The sequence below is a fragment of the Aggregatibacter actinomycetemcomitans DSM 8324 genome (assembly GCF_000372365.1).
GTDB lineage: Bacteria > Pseudomonadota > Gammaproteobacteria > Enterobacterales > Pasteurellaceae > Aggregatibacter > Aggregatibacter actinomycetemcomitans.
The window spans coordinates 91112-109894 of the sequence record NZ_AQUU01000001.1 but is presented as its reverse complement, the minus strand read 5'-3'; the positions used below and the strand labels follow the sequence as shown (position 1 = coordinate 109894).

At 43.8% G+C, this 18783-nt stretch carries 13 protein-coding genes and 1 pseudogene; 4 read left to right on the top strand and 10 right to left on the bottom strand.

The features are described from left to right. Nucleotides 1-22: 22 nt before the first annotated feature. The 5 genes from A3CS_RS0100565 to A3CS_RS0100545 form a co-directional block, all read right to left on the bottom strand. On the bottom strand, nucleotides 23-2239 hold the full coding sequence (locus tag A3CS_RS0100565) for a transglycosylase SLT domain-containing protein (RefSeq protein ID WP_005587993.1): 2217 nt from the start codon (nucleotides 2237-2239) through the stop codon (nucleotides 23-25). A gap of 205 nt (nucleotides 2240-2444) precedes the next feature. Continuing rightward, a complete protein-coding gene (locus A3CS_RS0100560) occupies nucleotides 2445-2741 on the bottom strand; it encodes a YciI family protein (protein ID WP_005542676.1) in 297 nt (98 codons plus the stop codon). Between the two features lie 2 nt (nucleotides 2742-2743). After that, entirely contained in the window at nucleotides 2744-3214 is a 471-nt protein-coding gene (gene yciA, locus A3CS_RS0100555; protein ID WP_005542674.1) for an acyl-CoA thioester hydrolase YciA, read from the bottom strand. A 3-nt stretch (nucleotides 3215-3217) separates the two neighbouring features. Beyond that, nucleotides 3218-3769, bottom strand: coding sequence for a septation protein A (locus tag A3CS_RS0100550; RefSeq protein WP_005546564.1), 552 nt, complete (start codon nucleotides 3767-3769; stop codon nucleotides 3218-3220). A 5-nt stretch (nucleotides 3770-3774) separates the two neighbouring features. Then, nucleotides 3775-4533 carry a hypothetical protein gene (locus A3CS_RS0100545; protein WP_005587991.1) on the bottom strand — a complete coding sequence of 253 codons (759 nt, stop codon included), beginning with the start codon at nucleotides 4531-4533 and terminating at the stop codon, nucleotides 3775-3777. Nucleotides 4534-4804: 271 nt separating this feature from the next. Between A3CS_RS0100545 and A3CS_RS1000000111830 the strand changes: the two are divergent. Beyond that, a pseudogene (locus A3CS_RS1000000111830) lies at nucleotides 4805-5452 on the top strand (OmpW/AlkL family protein). A 66-nt stretch (nucleotides 5453-5518) separates the two neighbouring features. Here the strand turns inward: A3CS_RS1000000111830 and recN are convergent. Next, nucleotides 5519-7195 (bottom strand): DNA repair protein RecN, encoded by a 1677-nt coding sequence (gene recN, locus A3CS_RS0100535; protein ID WP_005564065.1) that lies wholly within the window; start codon nucleotides 7193-7195, stop codon nucleotides 5519-5521. A 73-nt stretch (nucleotides 7196-7268) separates the two neighbouring features. Then, nucleotides 7269-8186 carry an NAD(+) kinase gene (locus tag A3CS_RS0100530; protein ID WP_005546573.1) on the bottom strand — a complete coding sequence of 306 codons (918 nt, stop codon included), beginning with the start codon at nucleotides 8184-8186 and terminating at the stop codon, nucleotides 7269-7271. 140 nt (nucleotides 8187-8326) lie between these two features. On the opposite strand from A3CS_RS0100530, the gene grpE reads away from it, so the two are divergent. Then, a complete protein-coding gene (gene grpE / locus A3CS_RS0100525) occupies nucleotides 8327-8905 on the top strand; it encodes a nucleotide exchange factor GrpE (protein ID WP_005546575.1) in 579 nt (192 codons plus the stop codon). A gap of 110 nt (nucleotides 8906-9015) precedes the next feature. On the opposite strand, the gene A3CS_RS0100520 is transcribed toward grpE, so the two are convergent. Both A3CS_RS0100520 and mnmC read right to left on the bottom strand, forming a co-directional pair. Further along, a complete protein-coding gene (locus tag A3CS_RS0100520) occupies nucleotides 9016-12087 on the bottom strand; it encodes a TonB-dependent hemoglobin/transferrin/lactoferrin family receptor (RefSeq protein ID WP_005546577.1) in 3072 nt (1023 codons plus the stop codon). A gap of 189 nt (nucleotides 12088-12276) precedes the next feature. Further along, entirely contained in the window at nucleotides 12277-14295 is a 2019-nt protein-coding gene (gene mnmC, locus A3CS_RS0100515; RefSeq protein WP_005546579.1) for a bifunctional tRNA (5-methylaminomethyl-2-thiouridine)(34)-methyltransferase MnmD/FAD-dependent 5-carboxymethylaminomethyl-2-thiouridine(34) oxidoreductase MnmC, read from the bottom strand. A 169-nt stretch (nucleotides 14296-14464) separates the two neighbouring features. Between mnmC and fabB the strand changes: the two genes are divergently transcribed. Both fabB and A3CS_RS0100505 read left to right on the top strand, forming a co-directional pair. After that, a complete protein-coding gene (gene fabB, locus A3CS_RS0100510) occupies nucleotides 14465-15685 on the top strand; it encodes a beta-ketoacyl-ACP synthase I (RefSeq protein ID WP_005551205.1) in 1221 nt (406 codons plus the stop codon). 140 nt (nucleotides 15686-15825) lie between these two features. Beyond that, complete coding sequence (locus tag A3CS_RS0100505) at nucleotides 15826-17685, top strand: ATP-binding protein (protein WP_005546582.1); 1860 nt, start codon at nucleotides 15826-15828, stop codon at nucleotides 17683-17685. 73 nt (nucleotides 17686-17758) lie between these two features. Here the strand turns inward: A3CS_RS0100505 and mglC are convergent, their stop codons facing one another. Then, nucleotides 17759-18769 carry a galactose/methyl galactoside ABC transporter permease MglC gene (gene mglC, locus A3CS_RS0100500; protein ID WP_005546584.1) on the bottom strand — a complete coding sequence of 337 codons (1011 nt, stop codon included), beginning with the start codon at nucleotides 18767-18769 and terminating at the stop codon, nucleotides 17759-17761. Between the last annotated feature and the right edge of the window lie 14 nt (nucleotides 18770-18783).

Below are 18783 nucleotides of genomic sequence, written 5' to 3'. Positions count from 1 at the left end.
CTATACTATTAAACTAGTTCGCCTAGTATAGCCGATCGTATTCCTCATTGCTAAAGGTTTGTGGATCTTCTTTTTTCTGCAGAATTTGATAGTAAAAATCGTAAGTTAACACATTTTGCACATAGCCTCGGGTTTCATAAAACGGAATGGATGCCACAAATTCATCCATTGCCAGCTTGCCATTGGCGCGCGCCAGCCATTTTTCTACGCGATGGGCGCCTGCGTTATAAGCGGAAGCGATCAAAATGCGGTTGTTCGGATATTTGGCATTCAGTTCCGCCAGATGTGCCGTGCCGAGCAAAATATTATTGAGCGGCTTGAATAAATCCCCTTCGCCCGTATAAGGCAATTTTGCGTTGTTTGCCGTGGCTTTTGCGGTGCTTGGCAGCAGTTGCATTAAACCCCGTGCATTGGCGGAAGATTGCGCCTGCGGGTTCCACGCGCTTTCCTGGCGGGCGATTGCCATGGCGAACGTTTTCGTCACATTATTATTCGCTACTGCCTGCGGTTTATTGTTGTTGATAAATTTCGGGCTGAGCGCAATATCAAAATAATCGCTATAGGCATTTGGCAAGCGTAACTGAATGTAATTAAAGGCTTTTGCCATAATGGAGCCGTCCACGCCCAAATCAAACCAGTTTTGTTGATTGGCGTATTGACTGAGCGCGATTTGTTTTTCTTTTTTATTTTCACCGGAAAGATTTTCCAGCAGGAAACGCCAACGCTGTTTTGCCGCGCCGAGGCGATCTAATTGACGTAATTCGGCGATTTCGTCTAATGTCGGGTTAACGGCTTTGTAGGTATCCGCCCAGGTAGCATCGGTGATACTCGGTGCTATGAGCAGTTTTGGCTGACCGAAATCATAACCGCTGCCACGAGTTTTCGGATCCAGTTTTGCCGCCGCCAGCATCGGATAAAAGCCCCGTTCGTGCGAAAGTGCGGTCAATATTTCCTGCGTTTTTTTGCTGTTGGTTTTCGCCATATTTTTTGCCTGCCAATAACGCCATTCCTGTTTCTGTTTGCCTTCTGCCGATAGGGAGTTGAGCCATGGGGTTAAATCGGTTTTTTGCCTAATTGCCATGCGCAAGCGGCGCTCGGTGAGATTGTCGGCATTGAGCTTGGCGACTTCCACATCACGCCATAATTGAAAGCTTGGGCTTTCGTTATCAAAGAAACGCCCGAGAAAGGCGATTTTCCACTCACGAATTTCGGCTTCGCTCAGTTGCCAATCTTTCGCCCATTGTGCATAAGCGGCAAAGTTAGGTTCTTTCATATTTTCCGGCAGCGTACGCAAATAACGGGTGAAACTTTGCAGCACGGCAAATTTCAGCATGATTTTATTATTGGCTTCGACCGGCGGTAATTTGGCTAATTCCGGTAAACTTGCCGGTGTTTTTAATAATTTCTGCAAACGTTGTAAACGTGAGGCAACTATTTCGTTTTCTTTGACATTACCCGCCTTCTTTAACTCTGTTGCTAACAATTCCAAGCCTTTTACATTGTTTTTGATAAAGAGATTCTCAGCTTTTTGATACACTTTTTCTGCCATTCTGCCGCCGTCGGAATACCATTTTTCCCGTAGCTGAGCATCGTTTGGCAGTTCACTATTGTTTAACCAAAGCTGCTCATAACGGGCGATGATTTTCGATACATTCGCATTCGGATTTTTATCAGATTCGGCACGTTTGCGCCCCAGTTGATATTCGGCATTCAACACTGCAAGTTGGGTTTCCAACTCTTTCGGTTTAACCCGTTGCGCGTGACCAACTAAGCCTTCAAGATCTTCCGTGTTGATAAATAAGGTAAAAAGTCTTTGTTCCAATTTTTCCCGTAGAAAATGAGTCGGATGCTTTTCGATAAATTGCTCAATGTCCTGTTTTAGCGCCTTAACTTCTCCCTTCGATGTGTCGTGATTTACGCTTTTAATGCAGGCGTCGAAATAAGCCGCTATGGCATCTGTTTGCAACGGATAGCCTTTCAAATCCTCAATCAGTTTCAGGAATACAGTTTGGTTGATAAAAACGCCGTTATTTTTGACCGCACTTTTCAGCAGGCTTTCTAACTGCAGAAAAGTTGCACGCTGTTTTAGCCGTTCTAATTCTGCGTGGTGTTGCTCCGGTTTGGCGTGCGTATGGGCAACATTCGCTTTATGCGTTGTCGCCTTGTGCTGATTGGCAAAGGAGGAGGAAAGTGCGGTCAAAATTAACAGTGAAATTGTTGTTTGTTTCAAATATCGCATAGTTATTTTCCTGTGGTGAATATGAGAAAGGTAGATGGTAAGTCTGCCTTTGAAAATGGGCTGAAAGCTGAAATATCGTTGTTAAAGCCGACGGCTGTATTTTAATTTATTGATATTATGACATGATATAAGCCCGCGTCGGGAGGCGCACGCTATCAGTTAAGTGTTATCCATTCGGCGTTATCTATCAAACTGCCGCTATCAATTAAAACACTTTCTTAAATGGCTTAACAATTACCTCGCCATATACGCCGGCTTCTACATAAGGATCCTGTGCTGCCCAGTCTTTTGCGGCTTGTAGGCTATCAAATTGTGCGATGACGGTGGAGCCTGAAAAACCCGCGTCGCCCGGGTTTTCATCATCAATTGCCGGATTCGGACCGGCGGTGAGTAAACGATTTTCTGCCTGTAATTGGGTTAAGCGCGCGAGATGTTGCTCACGCACGCTCAAACGTTGTGCCAAGGTATTCGGTTTGTCTTGCGCAAATATAACGTAGTACATGATTATTTCTCCGTTTGATGGGCTTGAATTTGTGCTAAGGCGTTATCCAATTCATGGTTGTTTTCACGGGGAATCGCTCTGGATTTGCCCTCGTTGTTTACGGCGACGAAGGTAAATACCGCTTCGGTGACGCAATAACGTTCACCGATGGGTTCGCTTGCCACTTTTTTCACCCACACTTCCACTTTGATTTTGAGCGAACTGCGACCCACATATAAACAGCGTCCGTAACAGCAGACCACATCTCCGACCGTCACCGGACGGATGAAGTTCATACTTTCTACCGCCACGGTCACAACACGCCCGTGGGCAATTTCTTTGGCGAGAATGGCGCCGCCCATATCCATTTGCGACATAATCCAGCCGCCGAAAATATCGCCATTGGCGTTGGTGTCGGAAGGCATCGCCAAGGTTCTTAACAGTAATGTACCGTGCGGTTGGGTGCTTCTTGGATCAACTGGTTGATGTACCATAATTTATTCCTTTGTTTGTTCCTGTTCGTTTTTAGGTAAATAACGGTAAATATAAAGACCGGTAATGAGAGTGGCAACAAACGTCATGCCGATAATGCCGAAGGATTTAAAGTCCACCCAAATATCGTCGGAGAGATATTGGCTGATGTAAATGTTCACCAGCATACACAAAATGAAGAACCCGCTCCAGCCGAGATTTACATTTTTCCACACAGCTTCGGGCAATTCGATTTCTTTACCGAGCAATTGTTTGATGAGCAGCTTTTTGAAACCGAATTGAGCGATTAATAACACCAACGCGAAAAGAGCATAGATAATCGTGACTTTCCATTTTAAAAATTCAAGATCGTTGAAATAAGCGGTAAGTGTACCGAAGAAAATCACCGCGCCGGCAACGAATTTTTGCTGAGCTTCAATTTTGCCGTATTTCACTTTCAAAATGATAAATTGCACGATGGTGGCAATCACCAAGGTGACTGCCGCTGCGCGAATACCCATTAGTTTGTACATGGCGAAGAATAAAATAAGCGGAATAAATTCAAGGAGTTGTTTCATTTATATTATACCTTTGGAAGAAAGCGTGTGTAAAAACGGTAGGTCACAATTAATGCAAAGATATTCAAGAATGCCACCATGATACCTGTAATCAACGCCATGATTGAATTAGTTGAAAAACTGACAAGAAAATTTTCTGCTATCGGTATAAGAAAATAGATGAGTAAACAGAAAATAACTAACATAGAAACGCGCCCGATAGCAGCGTGCCATATCGTTTTTCCGCAAGTGTTCACGGTGTCATCTGTCAGCAAGTAATGCACCGGCGCTAAACAGAGGCGAATGTATAATCCAATACCGATAATGATAGCAAGTAGTGAGATGATTGATGGTTGTATTTTCTGTTGAATTGCAATTATCGCTTCGGCCAGTCCGATGAAGATTGGAATACATATCACAAAGCTAATCAAAATTGCTCCCCAAATACGTTTTAAGGTTATGGAGAAGCTGTGTTGCAAGGTATTAAAGTGACGCAGACTGATTTGGTGAATACTCACCAAGCACCATGCACTGATAAAAATATAGATAAATTGTTTCAGAAAAAAGAAGATTACTAAATCTATAGCTTGTCCCTCTGACATCGCAGGAGAGATTTGTTTTTCGGTTAAGGAAATAATGACTTCATTTGGCAACATTGACGATTGCAACAATGCTATGGCGATGTTGGCAAAGAAATAGAGTGCCGACAATATAGTGACACTTTGTTTTTCATTTTGTATGAAATGGAAGCTATCTTTAATGATTTGGGTAAAGTTAATTGGCATTTCATCTACTCAATTTGATGTGAAATAAAGTGCTTAATTATACTGTCCTTTTGGGATAAAAACATAAAAAACTCCATTTTGATTTAACACAATGTTTTCCTTATGAAGGATGATGTAAAAATGATGTAGATTCTCTAAATTATTTTCTCTAATTTCCAAAAATTTGATTGAGATCACATATTGCATTACTCATAAAGTGGTATATTTCACCGCGCTTAATAAACACATTTTTATTAGGGATAAACGTTATAATAATTTTTAGGAGTTCATTATGCAAAAGCACAAAATTATCTTAGGTTTGGCGTCTGTTTTAGCAATGGGAGCGGTAAATGCTCATGAAGCAGGCAGCTTTATTGTTCGCGGTGGTGGTATTTTTGTTTCTGCCAATTCCAGTTCAGCCACTAAAACCCCGATTAATGTGAATTTAGATGTTGGAGATAACGCACAGTTAGGTTTAACCGGCACTTATATGTTCACTGACAATTTTGGAATTTAGTTATTGGGTGCAACGCCTTTTTCCCATAAAATTAGTGCGACTGTACCGGCGCTTAAGTTAGGCTTAGGTGATGTGGTTAAACTTAAACAATTGCCGCCCAGCCTGTATGCTCAATATTATTTCTTAGATCAAGATTCCGGTTCCCGCCCTTATGTCGGGGCAGGTATTAACTATACCCGCTTCTTTAGTGCAAAACCGATGGTAAATGCTGTTACTGATCTTGATGTGAAAAAACACTCTTTTAGCCCTATATTAAATGCCGGTATCGATATTAAATTAACCGATAACGTGTATTTAAATACCGCGATGTGGTACACCAAAATTAAAACAACCGCTAAATTTAAAGCGTTAGGAGCGGCTCATGAAGTAAAAATTAAATTGGATCCTCTTGTGTTCTTCACCGGTTTAGCATACCGCTTCTGATTTTTCTTCTTTTGTTTCTCATTGAAAAATTGGGCTTTCGCTGCCCAATTTTTTCTTCTTTTTTTATCATATCGAAGTATCTAACATTTCCTGTGCGTTGGCTAAAACGGCATCGGTGATTTTGCTTCCGCCCAATAACTTCGCCAGCGCTTTCACCCGTTGTTGAGCGGAAAGTGCGGTCATTCTTGTCTCCGTTTTTTGATCAACGGCGGATTTTTCTACAGAAAAATGATGTGTGCCGTGGCAGGCGACCTGTGGCAAATGGGTGACGCAAATGACCTGGCATTTTTCACTGAGTTTTCGTAATAGTTTTCCGACTACATTAGCAGTGGCGCCGCTTATTCCCACATCAATTTCATCGAAAATTAAGGTTGGGATCGCCGTTTGGTTAGAAGCTTGCACCTGAATCGCCAGTGCAATGCGGGAAAGTTCACCGCCGGAAGCAATTTTTGCGAGCGGCTGGGCGGTTTGTCCCAGGTTGCTTTGCAGCGTGAATGTGGCGAAATCTGCGCCGTTTGCCCCGATTTTGTCGTAATCTGTGTCCAGTGTAATGAAAAATTCCGCGTGTTCCATGGCGAGCTGTTTAATGGATTTGGTTACTTGTTGCGCCAATTTTTGTGCTCCGCTTTGGCGACTTTGATGAAGTGCGGTGGCGCTGGCGAGCATTTTTTCATGCGCTGCCTCCGCTTGCTTAATGAGCTCTTCTTCGCTGTCGGAAAATGCTTCTAACGCATTCAATTCCGCTTTTAATTGGTGGTGCAATTCCACCAATTCCTGTGGTTTTACATTATGTTTGCGTGCCAGTTGAACCGCCTGTCCGATGCGTTGTTCAATATTCGCCAACAGTGAGGGATCTTGCTCAATATTGCTGCTTAATGATTGTATTTCACCTGTGGCTTCCTGCACCTGAATCATCGCCTCATTGAGTAAATTTTGTACTTCTGCGTAACGGCTATCCAGTTTGCAAAGCTCGTCTAAATGTTTTGTGGCACGATAGAGCAGGGAGTCTACGCTCACTGTTTCATTTTCGCTTAACAGTTGTAATACGGATTGGGAAAGCTGGGTCAATTCTTCGCTATTGGACAAACGGTTATGATCCGCCTCCAATTCTGCATATTCATTGGCTTTCAAATTGAATTCATCCAGTTCGCTGACTTGATATTGCAAGAGTTGCTTTCGGGCTTCATTTCCCGCACATTTTTGCTGAAAGGTTTTCATTTGCTGTTGCAGATCGCGCCAGCGTTGGTAATCTGTTTGCATTTGTTGTAAAAGGGCGGGGTGATGACAAAAACTGTCCACCAGTTGTAGCTGATATTCGTTTTTTAATAACAGTTGTGAAGCGTGTTGTCCGCTGATTTGAATCAGGTGTTGCCCGATTTCTTTGAGCTGCGCAGCGGCGACGGGAATGCCGTTAATAAAACTTTTAGAGCGTCCGTCATGATTAATCATGCGGCGTAAAATACACTCTTCGGGATTGTCTTGATCCTGTAAGTCGTGCTCCAACAGAAATTGGTAGGCGGGATTGTTTCGGCTGATTTGAAAGGTAGCGCAAATGTCGGCGCGTTCCTGCCCTTCGCGTAGCATGGAAGCTTCTATACGTTGCCCCAAACAAACGCCTAAGGCATCAATGGCAATGGATTTTCCTGCGCCGGTTTCGCCCGTAATCACGGACATGCCTTGCATTAATTCAATGTTTAAGTGGCGTACGATAGCAAAATTATTGATAGTGAGTTGGGTTAACATAAACAATCCTCTTTACTGTATGTTTGTCAGTATAATACTGTTCTAATATACAGTAAAGCGAATTTTTATTGCGTTAGGATTTATTGCGTAACCAACCTAATTTAGAACTTAATACTTTGTAATAATTGTAGTTTTTTAGGTGCAGCAAACGTAGCTTATGTTCGCTTTTTTGGATGTGCACCACATCATAAGGGGAGAACGGCATGGTGATTTGGCTGTCGCAGCCCACTTCCAGTTGTGAAGTATTGTATTCGGCGAAACGCATGGAAATTTTGCTGTTGCCGTCAATCACCAAAGGGCGTGAAGTCAGGGTGTGTGGAAACATCGGCACCAAAGCGATGGCATCCAGTTTCGGCGTTAAAATCGGACCGCCGGCGGACAGCGAATAAGCGGTGGAACCGGTGGGCGTGGAAATAATTAAACCGTCAGAACGTTGGGAAAAGGCAAATTGATTGTTAATGTGTACATGAAAATCAATCATGTGGGCGATTTTTGCCGGGTGAATCACCACTTCATTAACGGCGATACCGCTTGCGACAATTTCATTATCTCGCTCAATAGAGGCTTTTAATAAAAAGCGCTCTTCCACAAAAAACTCGCCGTGTTCCAAACAGGCTTGCAACTGTGCATAGGCGTTTTTCGGGTCAATGTCCGTTAAAAAACCTAAGTTTCCGCGGTTAATGCCTATGAGCGGAATGTCGTATTTGGCAAGGATTCGCGCACGCCCCAGCATATTGCCGTCACCGCCGATAACGATAGCAAGCTGCGCTTCGCTGCCGATTTCATCAACGGACGCCAAATGTTTCGGCGGAAGTTCGATTTTTTCCCCGATTTCCCGTTCAACCAGAACATGATAACCGTGCTCCAACAGCCAAAAAAACAGGTTTTTATGCATTTGCAGGTTTAAGTCATTTCTCGGTTTCCCCACCAAACCAATGGTCTGAAATGACGTGTGTAAGCTGTGCGGTTTCACCGCATTTAAGGTATTCATATTTATCTTGTGATTAACTTGAATTCGGAAAATTGGGCATTATATTACAACAGAACGCCTTTTGCTTGCCAGTCGGCGCACATGGTAAGTTTAAGATTTTTTGCTATAATCGCCCAAATTTGACTCAAGGAGAAATAAGAATGACAAACCACCAAAGCGCAGATAATCAGCACGAATTGGAACAAGAGATTCAACCGGAAGACGTTGTTGATGAACTAAAAGAACAGGGTGAAGACCCGTTGGAAGAAGCTATTGCGCGTGTTCAGGAATTGGAAGCGCAACTTGCCGAAACCTCAAAAAAAGAACAGGATTTATTGCTACGTACCCGCGCCGAAATCGATAATATTCGTCGTCGCACCGAACAAGATATTGAAAAAGCGCATAAATTTGCTTTGGAAAAATTTGCCAAAGACATTTTAAATACGATCGATAATTTAGAGCGCGCACTGGCCACCCCGGCAAATACCGAAGATGACAGCGTAAAAGCACTGTTTGATGGCGTTGAACTGACTTTAAAAGAATTATTGGCAACGGTTGCCCGCTTCGGTATTGAACCTGTCGGCGCGGTCGGTGAAGTCTTCGACCCGGAATTACACCAAGCCATTTCCATGCAGCCGGCGGAAGGTTTTCAAAGCAACCAAATCACCGCCGTATTACAAAAAGGCTACTTGTTAAACGGACGCGTCATCCGCCCGGCAATGGTGATGGTGGCGGCGTAAGTTAATGCCAAATCGGATAAAAGTGCGGTCGTTTTGAAAAACGTTTTTTAAAACGACCGCACTTTAAAGCGAAAGAAAAGGAGAAGCGAGGGCTTCTCCTTTTTGTTTGGTTAGAATTCAAGTTGCATTGAAAGTCTATAATTACGACCCGGCGCGTTGAAGCGGTTGATACCCAATCCACTCTTTTGGTCAATCAGATTACTTGTACCAAATGGGCGGATTGATCTCGCAGAATCCCAAGTAATATATTTTCTGTTTGTGAGATTATACACTCCGGCTCTTAAAGTTAAATTTTTGATTGGCTTAATGTAACCGAGTAAATCTATCGTTGTATAAGAATTACTACGCCATTTGATGGAGCTGTCTTTTTTTCCTTCCTCTTTGTGGTACATATTGTAAGTATCTTTAGCTTGTTTTGCACCGGCATGAGTTATATACAGATCTAAACCGAATTTATCATCAGAATGAACATAACCTATACCATAAACAGCCGTTCTGGGCTGAATTGCGTTCATCGGAATATCGCCATCCATTCTCCCTTTTTGGTAAGTGTATTTATAACTTAAATTAAATCCATTAAGGATTTTTGCTAAATCATTAAGAGAAATTTGAGATACGATTTCAAAACCCGTTACTTTTGCATTGGGTCTGTTTATATTTTGATATACATTAAACGGGCGTAACTTAGAATGCCCTTGTAGTTGTTTGTTGCCTTTGTATACCAAATCAATGAAGTTATTATACCGGGTCTCAAATACAGACGTAGAAATATAACCCATATCATTATGTAAGGTTACGGACAATTCTTTCGTTTTTGCTGTTTCTTGCTCAAGATCCTTATTGGGTAATACAGAGAAATCAGGGTGTTTAAAGGTAAAATAAATCTCATCACCGGTTGGTGCCCGGAATGCTTTGCTATATTTCGCCTGCAAACGTAACCAATCTAGTGGATCTACCGTCGTATTCAATGAATATGAGCTGGCAGAGAACTTTTTCGGCTGTGCAATTTTTTTAATATTCGCATTTGCGTTAGCTTCCCGTCTTGCCTGATTTTCAGGAGATGTTAAATCGGATGGATCAAACTTTGGATCTGTTATATACAGATTAGTTACCAGATCATCAGGAATTTTGGGGGTGACGCCAGGGATATATTCCGGATTATATTTCACACGGTCATAACGGTAACCGACACCGAAACTGAAGTAATCATTTAATTTGAAATCGTCAATAAAGTACAGTGCACCTGTTTTAGTTTTCACAGGAATTAGGAAAGAATAAACATTCTTTCTATTGCAAAGTGCGTTGTAGCGATCCGGATTATTTATTGAAGGTGAACAATCTTTAGGATACTGAGCCCACCACTTTATATTTCTAGCACTGATGCCTGAAATATTTATCATTTCTTTTTTAGATTCTGCCCATAGCCCACCATAGAACAGATCATGTTCTGTACCGGAGATTTCAATATGCTTTGTTAAATCAATATTGATCTGCTTTGTTTTGGTTGTAAGATCACGCTGAGTCCATAAGTTTTCTTGATAGCCGGATTTATTTGGCATGAAAAATACCGGACCGCTTAATTGATCCTTACTCATTACTTTAGTTTTGGCATATTTTTTACCATCACGTTCAAAAACTTCGAATGGAATATCAACCGGTGTTCCATCACGTTGAAAACCCCCAATCGTTTTTTTATTACAGTTTATAGCATCACAGCTTAATATATGTGAAGTATTTGTTGTCAGAGTTTGTTCATCACCAATAACCTCTTCCGATTTTAAATCGTATTCTTTCCCATTTATTTCAAAGGATTTTTTAGCCGGAGCTCCGGGGATTTTTAGTTCAACAGTACAGAAATTACTCGGATCTGTTTCATCTTCTTCACAGTATTTAGAATATTTTACCCCCGGATATTTTTGTTCCAGCACATGCCATTGTGCTTTTTGCCACCGGTATTTTGCAGTGCTACTTGGATCTAAAGGGACTTGCTCTTTTATTGTTTTTGTTTGTGCCGGAGTATTTGTATATTTGGCTAATTTATTATCATTACCGACAAGTTTATTATCCTCATTATATTTCATACCTAACTTATTTTGTGAGGTAGGGCACTTATCATTTCCATCACAATAATCATCTGTTCTTGCTCGGGTTGTAATTTTTTGTTGGGAATAGGTGATTTTCAATGTATCCCAAAGCGGTGTTGTTGTGAAGTTTTCATAGGTAAAGGCGAAATTTTTACGTTCTACTTTATCATTGGTGTGACGTAACTCTTCCTCATCATAGGTTCTAAATTGAGTATTTGGCTTTAATGTGTAAGAAAAATCATGTCCTTTAGAGGTTTGCTTATATAAATCTGCCATAACGGAGAAGCGGTGGTTATCTGTTGGTTGAAATGCAAATTTCAACAATTTACTGTCTAAAGTGCGGCGATAGGGATCGGCCTTCTCTCTGGTTTTTCCCTGAACTCTCTCGTTGTAGTTTTTGTAACCAAAATTCTCTAATTCATGTCCTTTGCGTGATGTAAAAACAGCAATTGCGTCAAAATATTTATAGCGACCGGCAAGCGTTAGTGTATTGAGATTTTGGTTATCTGCTGTGTTGTAGCCCCGCTTGTAGGAAGCATAATAGTTTTTATCGGTCAAATAGTCGCGTGCATCCTTGGTTTCAAAACTGACCGAACCACCTAATGCGCCACTACCTGATTTTAAAGAATCAGCACCTTTTCGGATCGTGACTTGTTTTAGTGTCTCAATTTCTGCACTATTACGTGTATTATTAAAATTACCGTAACCTTCAAATAATTCTTTAAAACCTTGTGATGAGATGGTTTCTGCTTGTGCCAGTCCGTCAATTTGAATCGCAACCCGATTTTCCTCCACACCACGCACAGCAAAGCCGCTATTACCGAAACGCCCCGCTTCGACTACCGTTACACCGGTGTCATAACGAACTAAATCTTTTACATCTTGAGCTTGTTGCTTCTCTAATTTTTTCGCACTTTTAACCGTTTCACCGATTTTGGGCGGGGTTCTATCATCAGAATTTCCATTGCCTTCACTGCTGCCTGAAACCACAATTTCATTTAATTTTTCCTGTGTGTCGTTTTGGGCGTAGGCAGTGGAAACGCTTAAAGCAAGGAAAATAATATGAGAGGAGAGGTAGCCTAATTTTAATTTGCTCATATGTGACCCTCGGTATGCGAATTTTACTTCTGTGGATAAATGAAAATAATTCGCGCAATGATAATGAAATTCATTTCTTTTGCAAGAAATAAAGATAAGTTACATTGAGCTTATTTGATATATGTCATGATTGTTCAGCTTTTGAAGGAAATAAATCTCATCGGTGGAATAGGTCTTATCATAAAGTTATTAGAGATTTTCAATGGACGTTCCCTTCAGCAGCTTACGTATCCAGCTGCGACTTGCTGATAGGTGGTGAATTAAGTCTTCACTCAGCGGGAGTGGTTCGTTGTGAATCAATGACGCTAAGGTTTCGCCCAATATCGGAGCGGAGGTTAAGCCACGTGAGCCGAGGGCGCCGATTAAATAGAGATTCGGATAGTGGGCGGCAGGCGGAATGGATTGTTTGCGGCGGCGGAGGTTAAACAGATTTTTGTAATCCGCACATTGGCGATCAAAGTCAGGCACATTTCCCATCATCGGAATACGATCCCGTACGGCACAGCGCACGCCGATTCGCGCTAAATTGGCGGAGGTATCCACATCGTTTACCCAAGGCATTTCGGCTAAGTTTCTTTGGATTTTTGCCTGATTTTCCTGTTGTTCCTGTTCGCTGAAGGTGCGGTCGGCGCAATCGCGCACATGGCTGGCACCGATGCAATGGCTGGTTTTTGCTTGATCCGCAGGCGTGAGATAGCCGTCGTAGCAGAGCACGGATTTCAGTTTCAACAAATTTGCCGAGGTAGGAATTTGGCTGACCTGACCGCGCACGGCATAGAGCGGCAAATGCTGCGTTTGCAGGAACTGAGGGAGCTGATGTCCGTTCGCCAGCACCACAATTTGATGTTGAAAGCGTTCGCCTTGTTCATTGGTGAGCTGCCAGTGGTCGCCCAGCCATGAAAGTGCTGTCATTTTTTCCTGCGTTTTTAAGATCAAGCCCTGTTGTTGTAAGTGCGCAAAAAGATTTTGCACCAGTTGCTGTGGCGCAAGCCATGCCCCTTGGGGGATAAATCCGCCGCCACAAGGCAACGGCAAACCGACTTTTTCGCTTAATTCCGCCTGCGTTAAGGCTTGATAAAGATCGGTGGGCAAGTGATATTGCGAAATGTGATGTAATTTGACCGCACTTTTTTCGTTATAGCCGCACAATGCCACGCCGCAAAATTCATGTTCAAAGTCGATGTGTTTTTCCGCTTCGTGTAACAGTTGTAAGCCGTAAGCAAAGGCGTGAATGTAAAAGCGAATGTTGCGTTCGTCATCGTCGCTGAGTTGCGGATAAAAAGCGCCTTGTTTGTTGCCGGAAGCGTTCATCGCCGGTTGCGGATCTTCGCAATACAAGGTGACCTTGGTGCCTCGTTGAATGAGGGAAAGAGCGGTAAACACCGACGCCACGCCTCCGCCGATAATGGCGACATCGGCTTTTTCTTGAAATTGTGCCGCTTGCGGAAGATACCAGGGGGTGAAAAGTGCGGTGGGTTTTATAAACGTTTTTTCACCCGCCAAACATTCCCGTTTTTTGCCGAAGCCTTTGCGTTTTTGCACGCTGAATCCCGCATTTTCCAGGCCTTTGCGCACCGCGCTTGCTGCGGTGAAGGTGGCGAAGGTGCCGTGCGATTTGGTGTAGCGATACATTTGCGCGTACAGTCCGTCGTTCCACATTTCGGGATTTTTGCTCGGCGCGAAACCGTCTAAAAACCAAGCGTCGATTTTCTCCCGCATATAATCGCCGAGTTGCGGCAAATTGGTGTGAATATCACCGAACCATAAATCAAGGGTAGTTTCTTCAAAATGAAAACGATAGCAGCCTTCAATGGGTTCCAACCAATACGCCTGTAATTGTTCGGCGAGGGCGAAAAATTGTGGGTAATGCTGATGGGCGCGTTTCAGGGCTTCCGAGGTCAGCGGGTATTTTTCAAAGGAAAGGAAAAATAAGCGTCGTAATTTTGCTTGCGGAAATTGCTGACGAAATTCCCGGAAAAGCATTGTGACGGCAAAGAAATTCAGCCCTGTGCCGAAGCCGGTTTCCGCAATGACGAAATGCGCCGGCTCATGACTTTGCCAGCGCTGCCATAATTGGTTGCCCTGTTGAAAAACATGGCGACTTTCTTCTAAACCGTCCTGATTGGAAAAATAGACGTCATCAAATTGATTGGAAACGGGCGTGTTTTCTTGGTTGAATGTGATGTCGGCGTGAGTAATAACGCGCATTGGTCTTGCTTTCCTCTGTTAATTTTCAAGATGGCTATATGATACGCCGATTTTGCCTAACTGGTCTAACGTTATAATTAATGCTTGCAATATTCTGATTTCATAGTAAATTGCCTTTCAGCTAACATATGTAAGTCGAATTTCCCTCTAACAGATTAAGGAACAGAGAATGAAAAGAGTCGTAATTACCGGATTTGGTATCATTTCGAGTATTGGTAACAATAAAGAAGAAGTATTGGCTTCGTTAAAAGCCGGTAAATCCGGTATTGAAGTGGTTCCCGAATTTATCGAAATGAAAATGCGCAGCCATGTGGCGGGCACCGTTAAACTTAATCCGAGCGAATTAATTGATCGTAAAATTTATCGTTTCATGGGCGATGCTGCCGCCTATGCGTATCTTTCTATGAAAGAAGCCATCGAAGATGCCGGCTTAACGGAAGATCAAGTCTCCAACGAGCGCTCCGGTTTGGTGATCGGCGCAGGCACGGGTTCCGCCCATAACCAATTAATTGCTTGTGACGCCGTACGCGGTCCGCGCGGCGTGAAAGCTATCGGTCCTTATGCAGTAACCAAAACCATGGCGTCCAGCGTGTCCGCCTGTTTGGCAACCCCGTACAAAATCAAAGGTGTGAGTTACAGTATCAGCTCCGCGTGCGCCACTTCCGCACACTGTATCGGTAACGCTTACGAATTAATTCAATTAGGCAAGCAAGACATCGTTTTCGCCGGTGGAGCGGAGGAGCTGTCTTGGGAATGTGCCACTGAATTCGACGCCATGGGCGCTGTTTCCACCAAATACAACGACACCCCGACCAAAGCGTCCCGTGCCTACGATGCCAACCGTGACGGCTTCGTGATTGCCGGCGGCGGTGCAGTCGTGGTGGTGGAAGAATTGGAACACGCGTTAGCGCGCGGTGCGAAAATTTATGCGGAAATCGTGGGCTATGGCGCCACTTCCGATGGCTATGACATGGTGGCACCGAGCGGTGAAGGCGCAGAGCGCTGTATGAAACAAGCGATGGCAGGTTTGGATGCGCCTATTGATTACATCAACGTACATGGTACCTCCACCCCGGTGGGTGATGTGAAAGAATTGGGCGCGATTAAAAATGTGTTCGGCGATAAAATCCCGGCAATTTCTTCCACCAAATCCATGACCGGTCACTCTTTAGGCGCAGCTGGCGCGCATGAAGCCATTTATACTTTGTTAATGTTACACAATGATTTCATCGCCCCAAGCATTAACATTGAGACTCTGGACGAACAGGCGCAAGGTTGTAACATCGTCACTGAAACCGTTGAAAACGCCGGTTTGCAGACTGTGATGTCTAACAGCTTCGGCTTCGGTGGTACTAACGCCAGCCTCGTGTTCAAACGTTACAACGGTTAATCTCTCGGGGTAATTTTTCTCTTAAAGTGCGGTCGAAATTCATTGTGTTTTTCGACCGCACTTTTTTGTCTGGGCAAAACTTCTCCGCGTATTTTCTGTAGGGTACAATACTCATCCTTTTTCTCTTGTCACGAAATGCTATGAAAAATCTTAAAGACTTTGTTCGAGACTTTGTTCGACGCTATGTGGATTGGGTGATCCGTCTCGGGCGCATTCGCTTTTCTTTGCTTGGCGTAATGGTGCTGGCGGTGCTGGCACTTTGTACGCAAATTCTGCTTAGTTTGTTGGTAATGGGGAAAATTCTTTGGGCAGATGTGGCACGCTCCATTGTGTTCGGTTTGATTTCTGCGCCTTTTGTGATTTATTTTTTCACGGTATTGGTGGAAAAACTGGAACACTCCCGTCAGGCGCTTTCGTGTTCCGTAGAAGAGCTGCGCAGAGAAGTTCAAGAGCGGGTATCGGCGGAGAAGAAATTGTCGGAAGCTTTGGATAACCTGGAAAAAATCAACCGCGATAAAACCACCTTGATGACCACCATCAGTCACGAGTTACGCACGCCGTTAAACGGCATTATCGGCTTGAGCCGTATTTTGTTGGAAGAAAATCCCTCCGAACGACAACAAAATTATCTTAAAACTATCAACAGCAGTGCCCTTTCTCTCGCCCATATTTTTAGTGACATCATTGATTTAGAAAAAATTGATGCGAAACGTATTGAACTCAATCGTAAAGCCACGGATTTATACGCGTTGCTCAATGACATTGCCAATTTCGCGTTATTAATGACGGAAGAAAAGCATTTGCAATTTCAATTGGTTTGCCCGCCGACGCTACCTAATTGGCTGATGTTGGACGGCGTGCGGTTAAACCAAGTGCTGTGGAATTTGATCAATAACGCGGTGAAATTCACTCAACAGGGCAGCGTTACCTTATCTGTGGAGCAGACAGCAGAGGAAGAATTTGCGTTGCGCGTAACAGATACCGGTATCGGTATTGTCGAGCAGGATTTGCAGAAGATTTTTGAACTATATTATCAAGCGGGTTCTGATGCTAATAAATCCTTAGGCAGCGGCATCGGGTTGTCCGTGTCAAAAACCATTGCACAACTGATGGGTGGCGATTTAACCGTCAGTAGCGAAGTGGGCAAGGGTTCGACCTTCTTATTTACGTTCAAAGCCCGACAAGCTATCAAGCCGGTAGAAGAAGATGAACATTTGCCGCTAAAACTAAACATTCTTTTGGTAGAAGATATTGAAGTGAATGTGGTGGTGGCGAAATCTATGTTGGAGAAATTGGGTTATCAAATTGATATCGCCATGACCGGCGCCGAAGCCATTCGCAAATTTGAACAAAATTACTACGATCTGGTGTTTCTGGATATTCAGCTGCCCGATATGTCAGGCTTTGATATTGCCGCCCACTTCCGCCAAAACTACGAAAACGGCGTTTATGATTTTCTCCCGCCGCTTATTGCGCTGACGGCAAATGTGGTGCAGAAAAAACAGGAATATCTGGCGCAAGGCATGGACGATGTGATTCATAAGCCGCTCTCTTTAGAGGAACTGAGACATTGCCTGCATGATTATTTCGGCGAAGAACTGACTCAATTCAACCTGCCGAGCAATAAACCGCAAGCGGAATCTGTGGAGTTGGATACGAAAATGCTCACGGAGTTGGTGGAAATGCTGGGGGCGGATTTCGTGAAAAACAATCTCATTTTATTCGAGCAAACCATGCAGGATTATGTCGCCGAGCTACAACAGGCTTATCAGGCGTATTTGAACGATCCGCACACTCAACCGGAGGTGCTATCCATCGTGCATAAAATCAAAGGCGCACTGGCTTCCGTGGGGTTAAAACGCTTACAATGGATTGCCGCGCAGGCACAGAATGCCGACACGGCAGACTGGCAGGGCAATATCGCTCATTGGGTGAATTTGCTGGCAAAAGAATGGCAAACCGATGTAGCGAAATTACGGGAGTGGTTGGCAGGTTATTGATCGAAAAACGGTTGGAACAACGACCGCACTTCAAAAAGTACGGTCGTTGTTTATGGCGTTTTTCTGTAGAAAATTATTTTTTCTTCGCGTATTTCAAGGAGTCGATGGCAACGGCAAGGATGATGATGCTACCTTTGATGATGTATTGCCAGTAAGGGTTGACGCCGATGTAGGTTAAGCCGTAGTTGATGACGGTGAAGATAATCACCCCGGTGATAACGCCGATAACCGTACCCACACCGCCGGCGAAGGAGACGCCGCCCACTACGCAGGCTGCGATGGCGTCTAATTCGTACATGAAGCCGAGGTTATTGGTCGCACTGCCGATACGACCGGCCTCCAACATACCGCCGAAGGCGTAGAACATCCCGGCGATGATGTAGATTACCACGAGGTTACGCGCTACATTAACACCGGACACTTTTGCCGCTTCCGGGTTGCCACCAATGGCGAAGATGTTTTTTCCGAAGCGGGTTTTATTCCACATGACCCACACCAGGAAGGCACAAATGGCGGCGTAAATGGTGATGTAGGAAAGTTTAAATGAGCCGATGCGGAAGAAACCTTGAGCGAAGGTGGAGAAGTTTTCGCTGAAACCGGCAATCGGGGAACCGCCCACGGTATCGTAATAGAGGGAGTTGAAACCGTACACGATGATCATGGTGCCCATGGTGGCGATAAATGGTGTCACGTTCAGATAAGCGATAACTAAGCCGTTGACCAAACCGATAACCGCACCCACGGCACAGACCGCAAGAATGACTACCGGAATCGGAATTTCGCCCAAATCCGGGAACACGCGGTTTATGTTTTCCATGGATTGCAACATAGTGGCGGAAATCACCGCCGCCAAACCAACCTGACGACCAGCGGATAAGTCGGTGCCTTGTGTCACCAGTAAGCCGGCAACCCCAAGGGCGATGATTAAACGCACGGAAGATTGGGTAAGAATGTTACTGAAGTTCATTAAGTTAAGAAATGACGGATCCTGTGCGATGATGATGCCAAGTAAAATCAATAACACAAAATAAATCGCATTCTGTTTCAGAAAATCAAAGGATTTATTTTTTTCTAAAGCACTCATAATGTATTCCTTTC

Bases quoted from the DNA above. Each gene is read 5' to 3' on its own strand.
- A3CS_RS0100565 (WP_005587993.1), bottom strand. From the start codon at position 2,239: ATGCGATATTTGAAACAAACAACAATTTCACTGTTAATTTTGACCGCA.
- A3CS_RS0100560 (WP_005542676.1), bottom strand. From the start codon at position 2,741: ATGTACTACGTTATATTTGCGCAAGACAAACCGAATACCTTGGCACAA.
- yciA (WP_005542674.1), bottom strand. From the start codon at position 3,214: ATGGTACATCAACCAGTTGATCCAAGAAGCACCCAACCGCACGGTACA.
- A3CS_RS0100550 (WP_005546564.1), bottom strand. From the start codon at position 3,769: ATGAAACAACTCCTTGAATTTATTCCGCTTATTTTATTCTTCGCCATG.
- A3CS_RS0100545 (WP_005587991.1), bottom strand. From the start codon at position 4,533: ATGCCAATTAACTTTACCCAAATCATTAAAGATAGCTTCCATTTCATA.
- recN (WP_005564065.1), bottom strand. From the start codon at position 7,195: ATGTTAACCCAACTCACTATCAATAATTTTGCTATCGTACGCCACTTA.
- A3CS_RS0100530 (WP_005546573.1), bottom strand. From the start codon at position 8,186: ATGAATACCTTAAATGCGGTGAAACCGCACAGCTTACACACGTCATTT.
- grpE (WP_005546575.1), top strand. From the start codon at position 8,327: ATGACAAACCACCAAAGCGCAGATAATCAGCACGAATTGGAACAAGAG.
- A3CS_RS0100520 (WP_005546577.1), bottom strand. From the start codon at position 12,087: ATGAGCAAATTAAAATTAGGCTACCTCTCCTCTCATATTATTTTCCTT.
- mnmC (WP_005546579.1), bottom strand. From the start codon at position 14,295: ATGCGCGTTATTACTCACGCCGACATCACATTCAACCAAGAAAACACG.
- fabB (WP_005551205.1), top strand. From the start codon at position 14,465: ATGAAAAGAGTCGTAATTACCGGATTTGGTATCATTTCGAGTATTGGT.
- A3CS_RS0100505 (WP_005546582.1), top strand. From the start codon at position 15,826: ATGAAAAATCTTAAAGACTTTGTTCGAGACTTTGTTCGACGCTATGTG.
- mglC (WP_005546584.1), bottom strand. From the start codon at position 18,769: ATGAGTGCTTTAGAAAAAAATAAATCCTTTGATTTTCTGAAACAGAAT.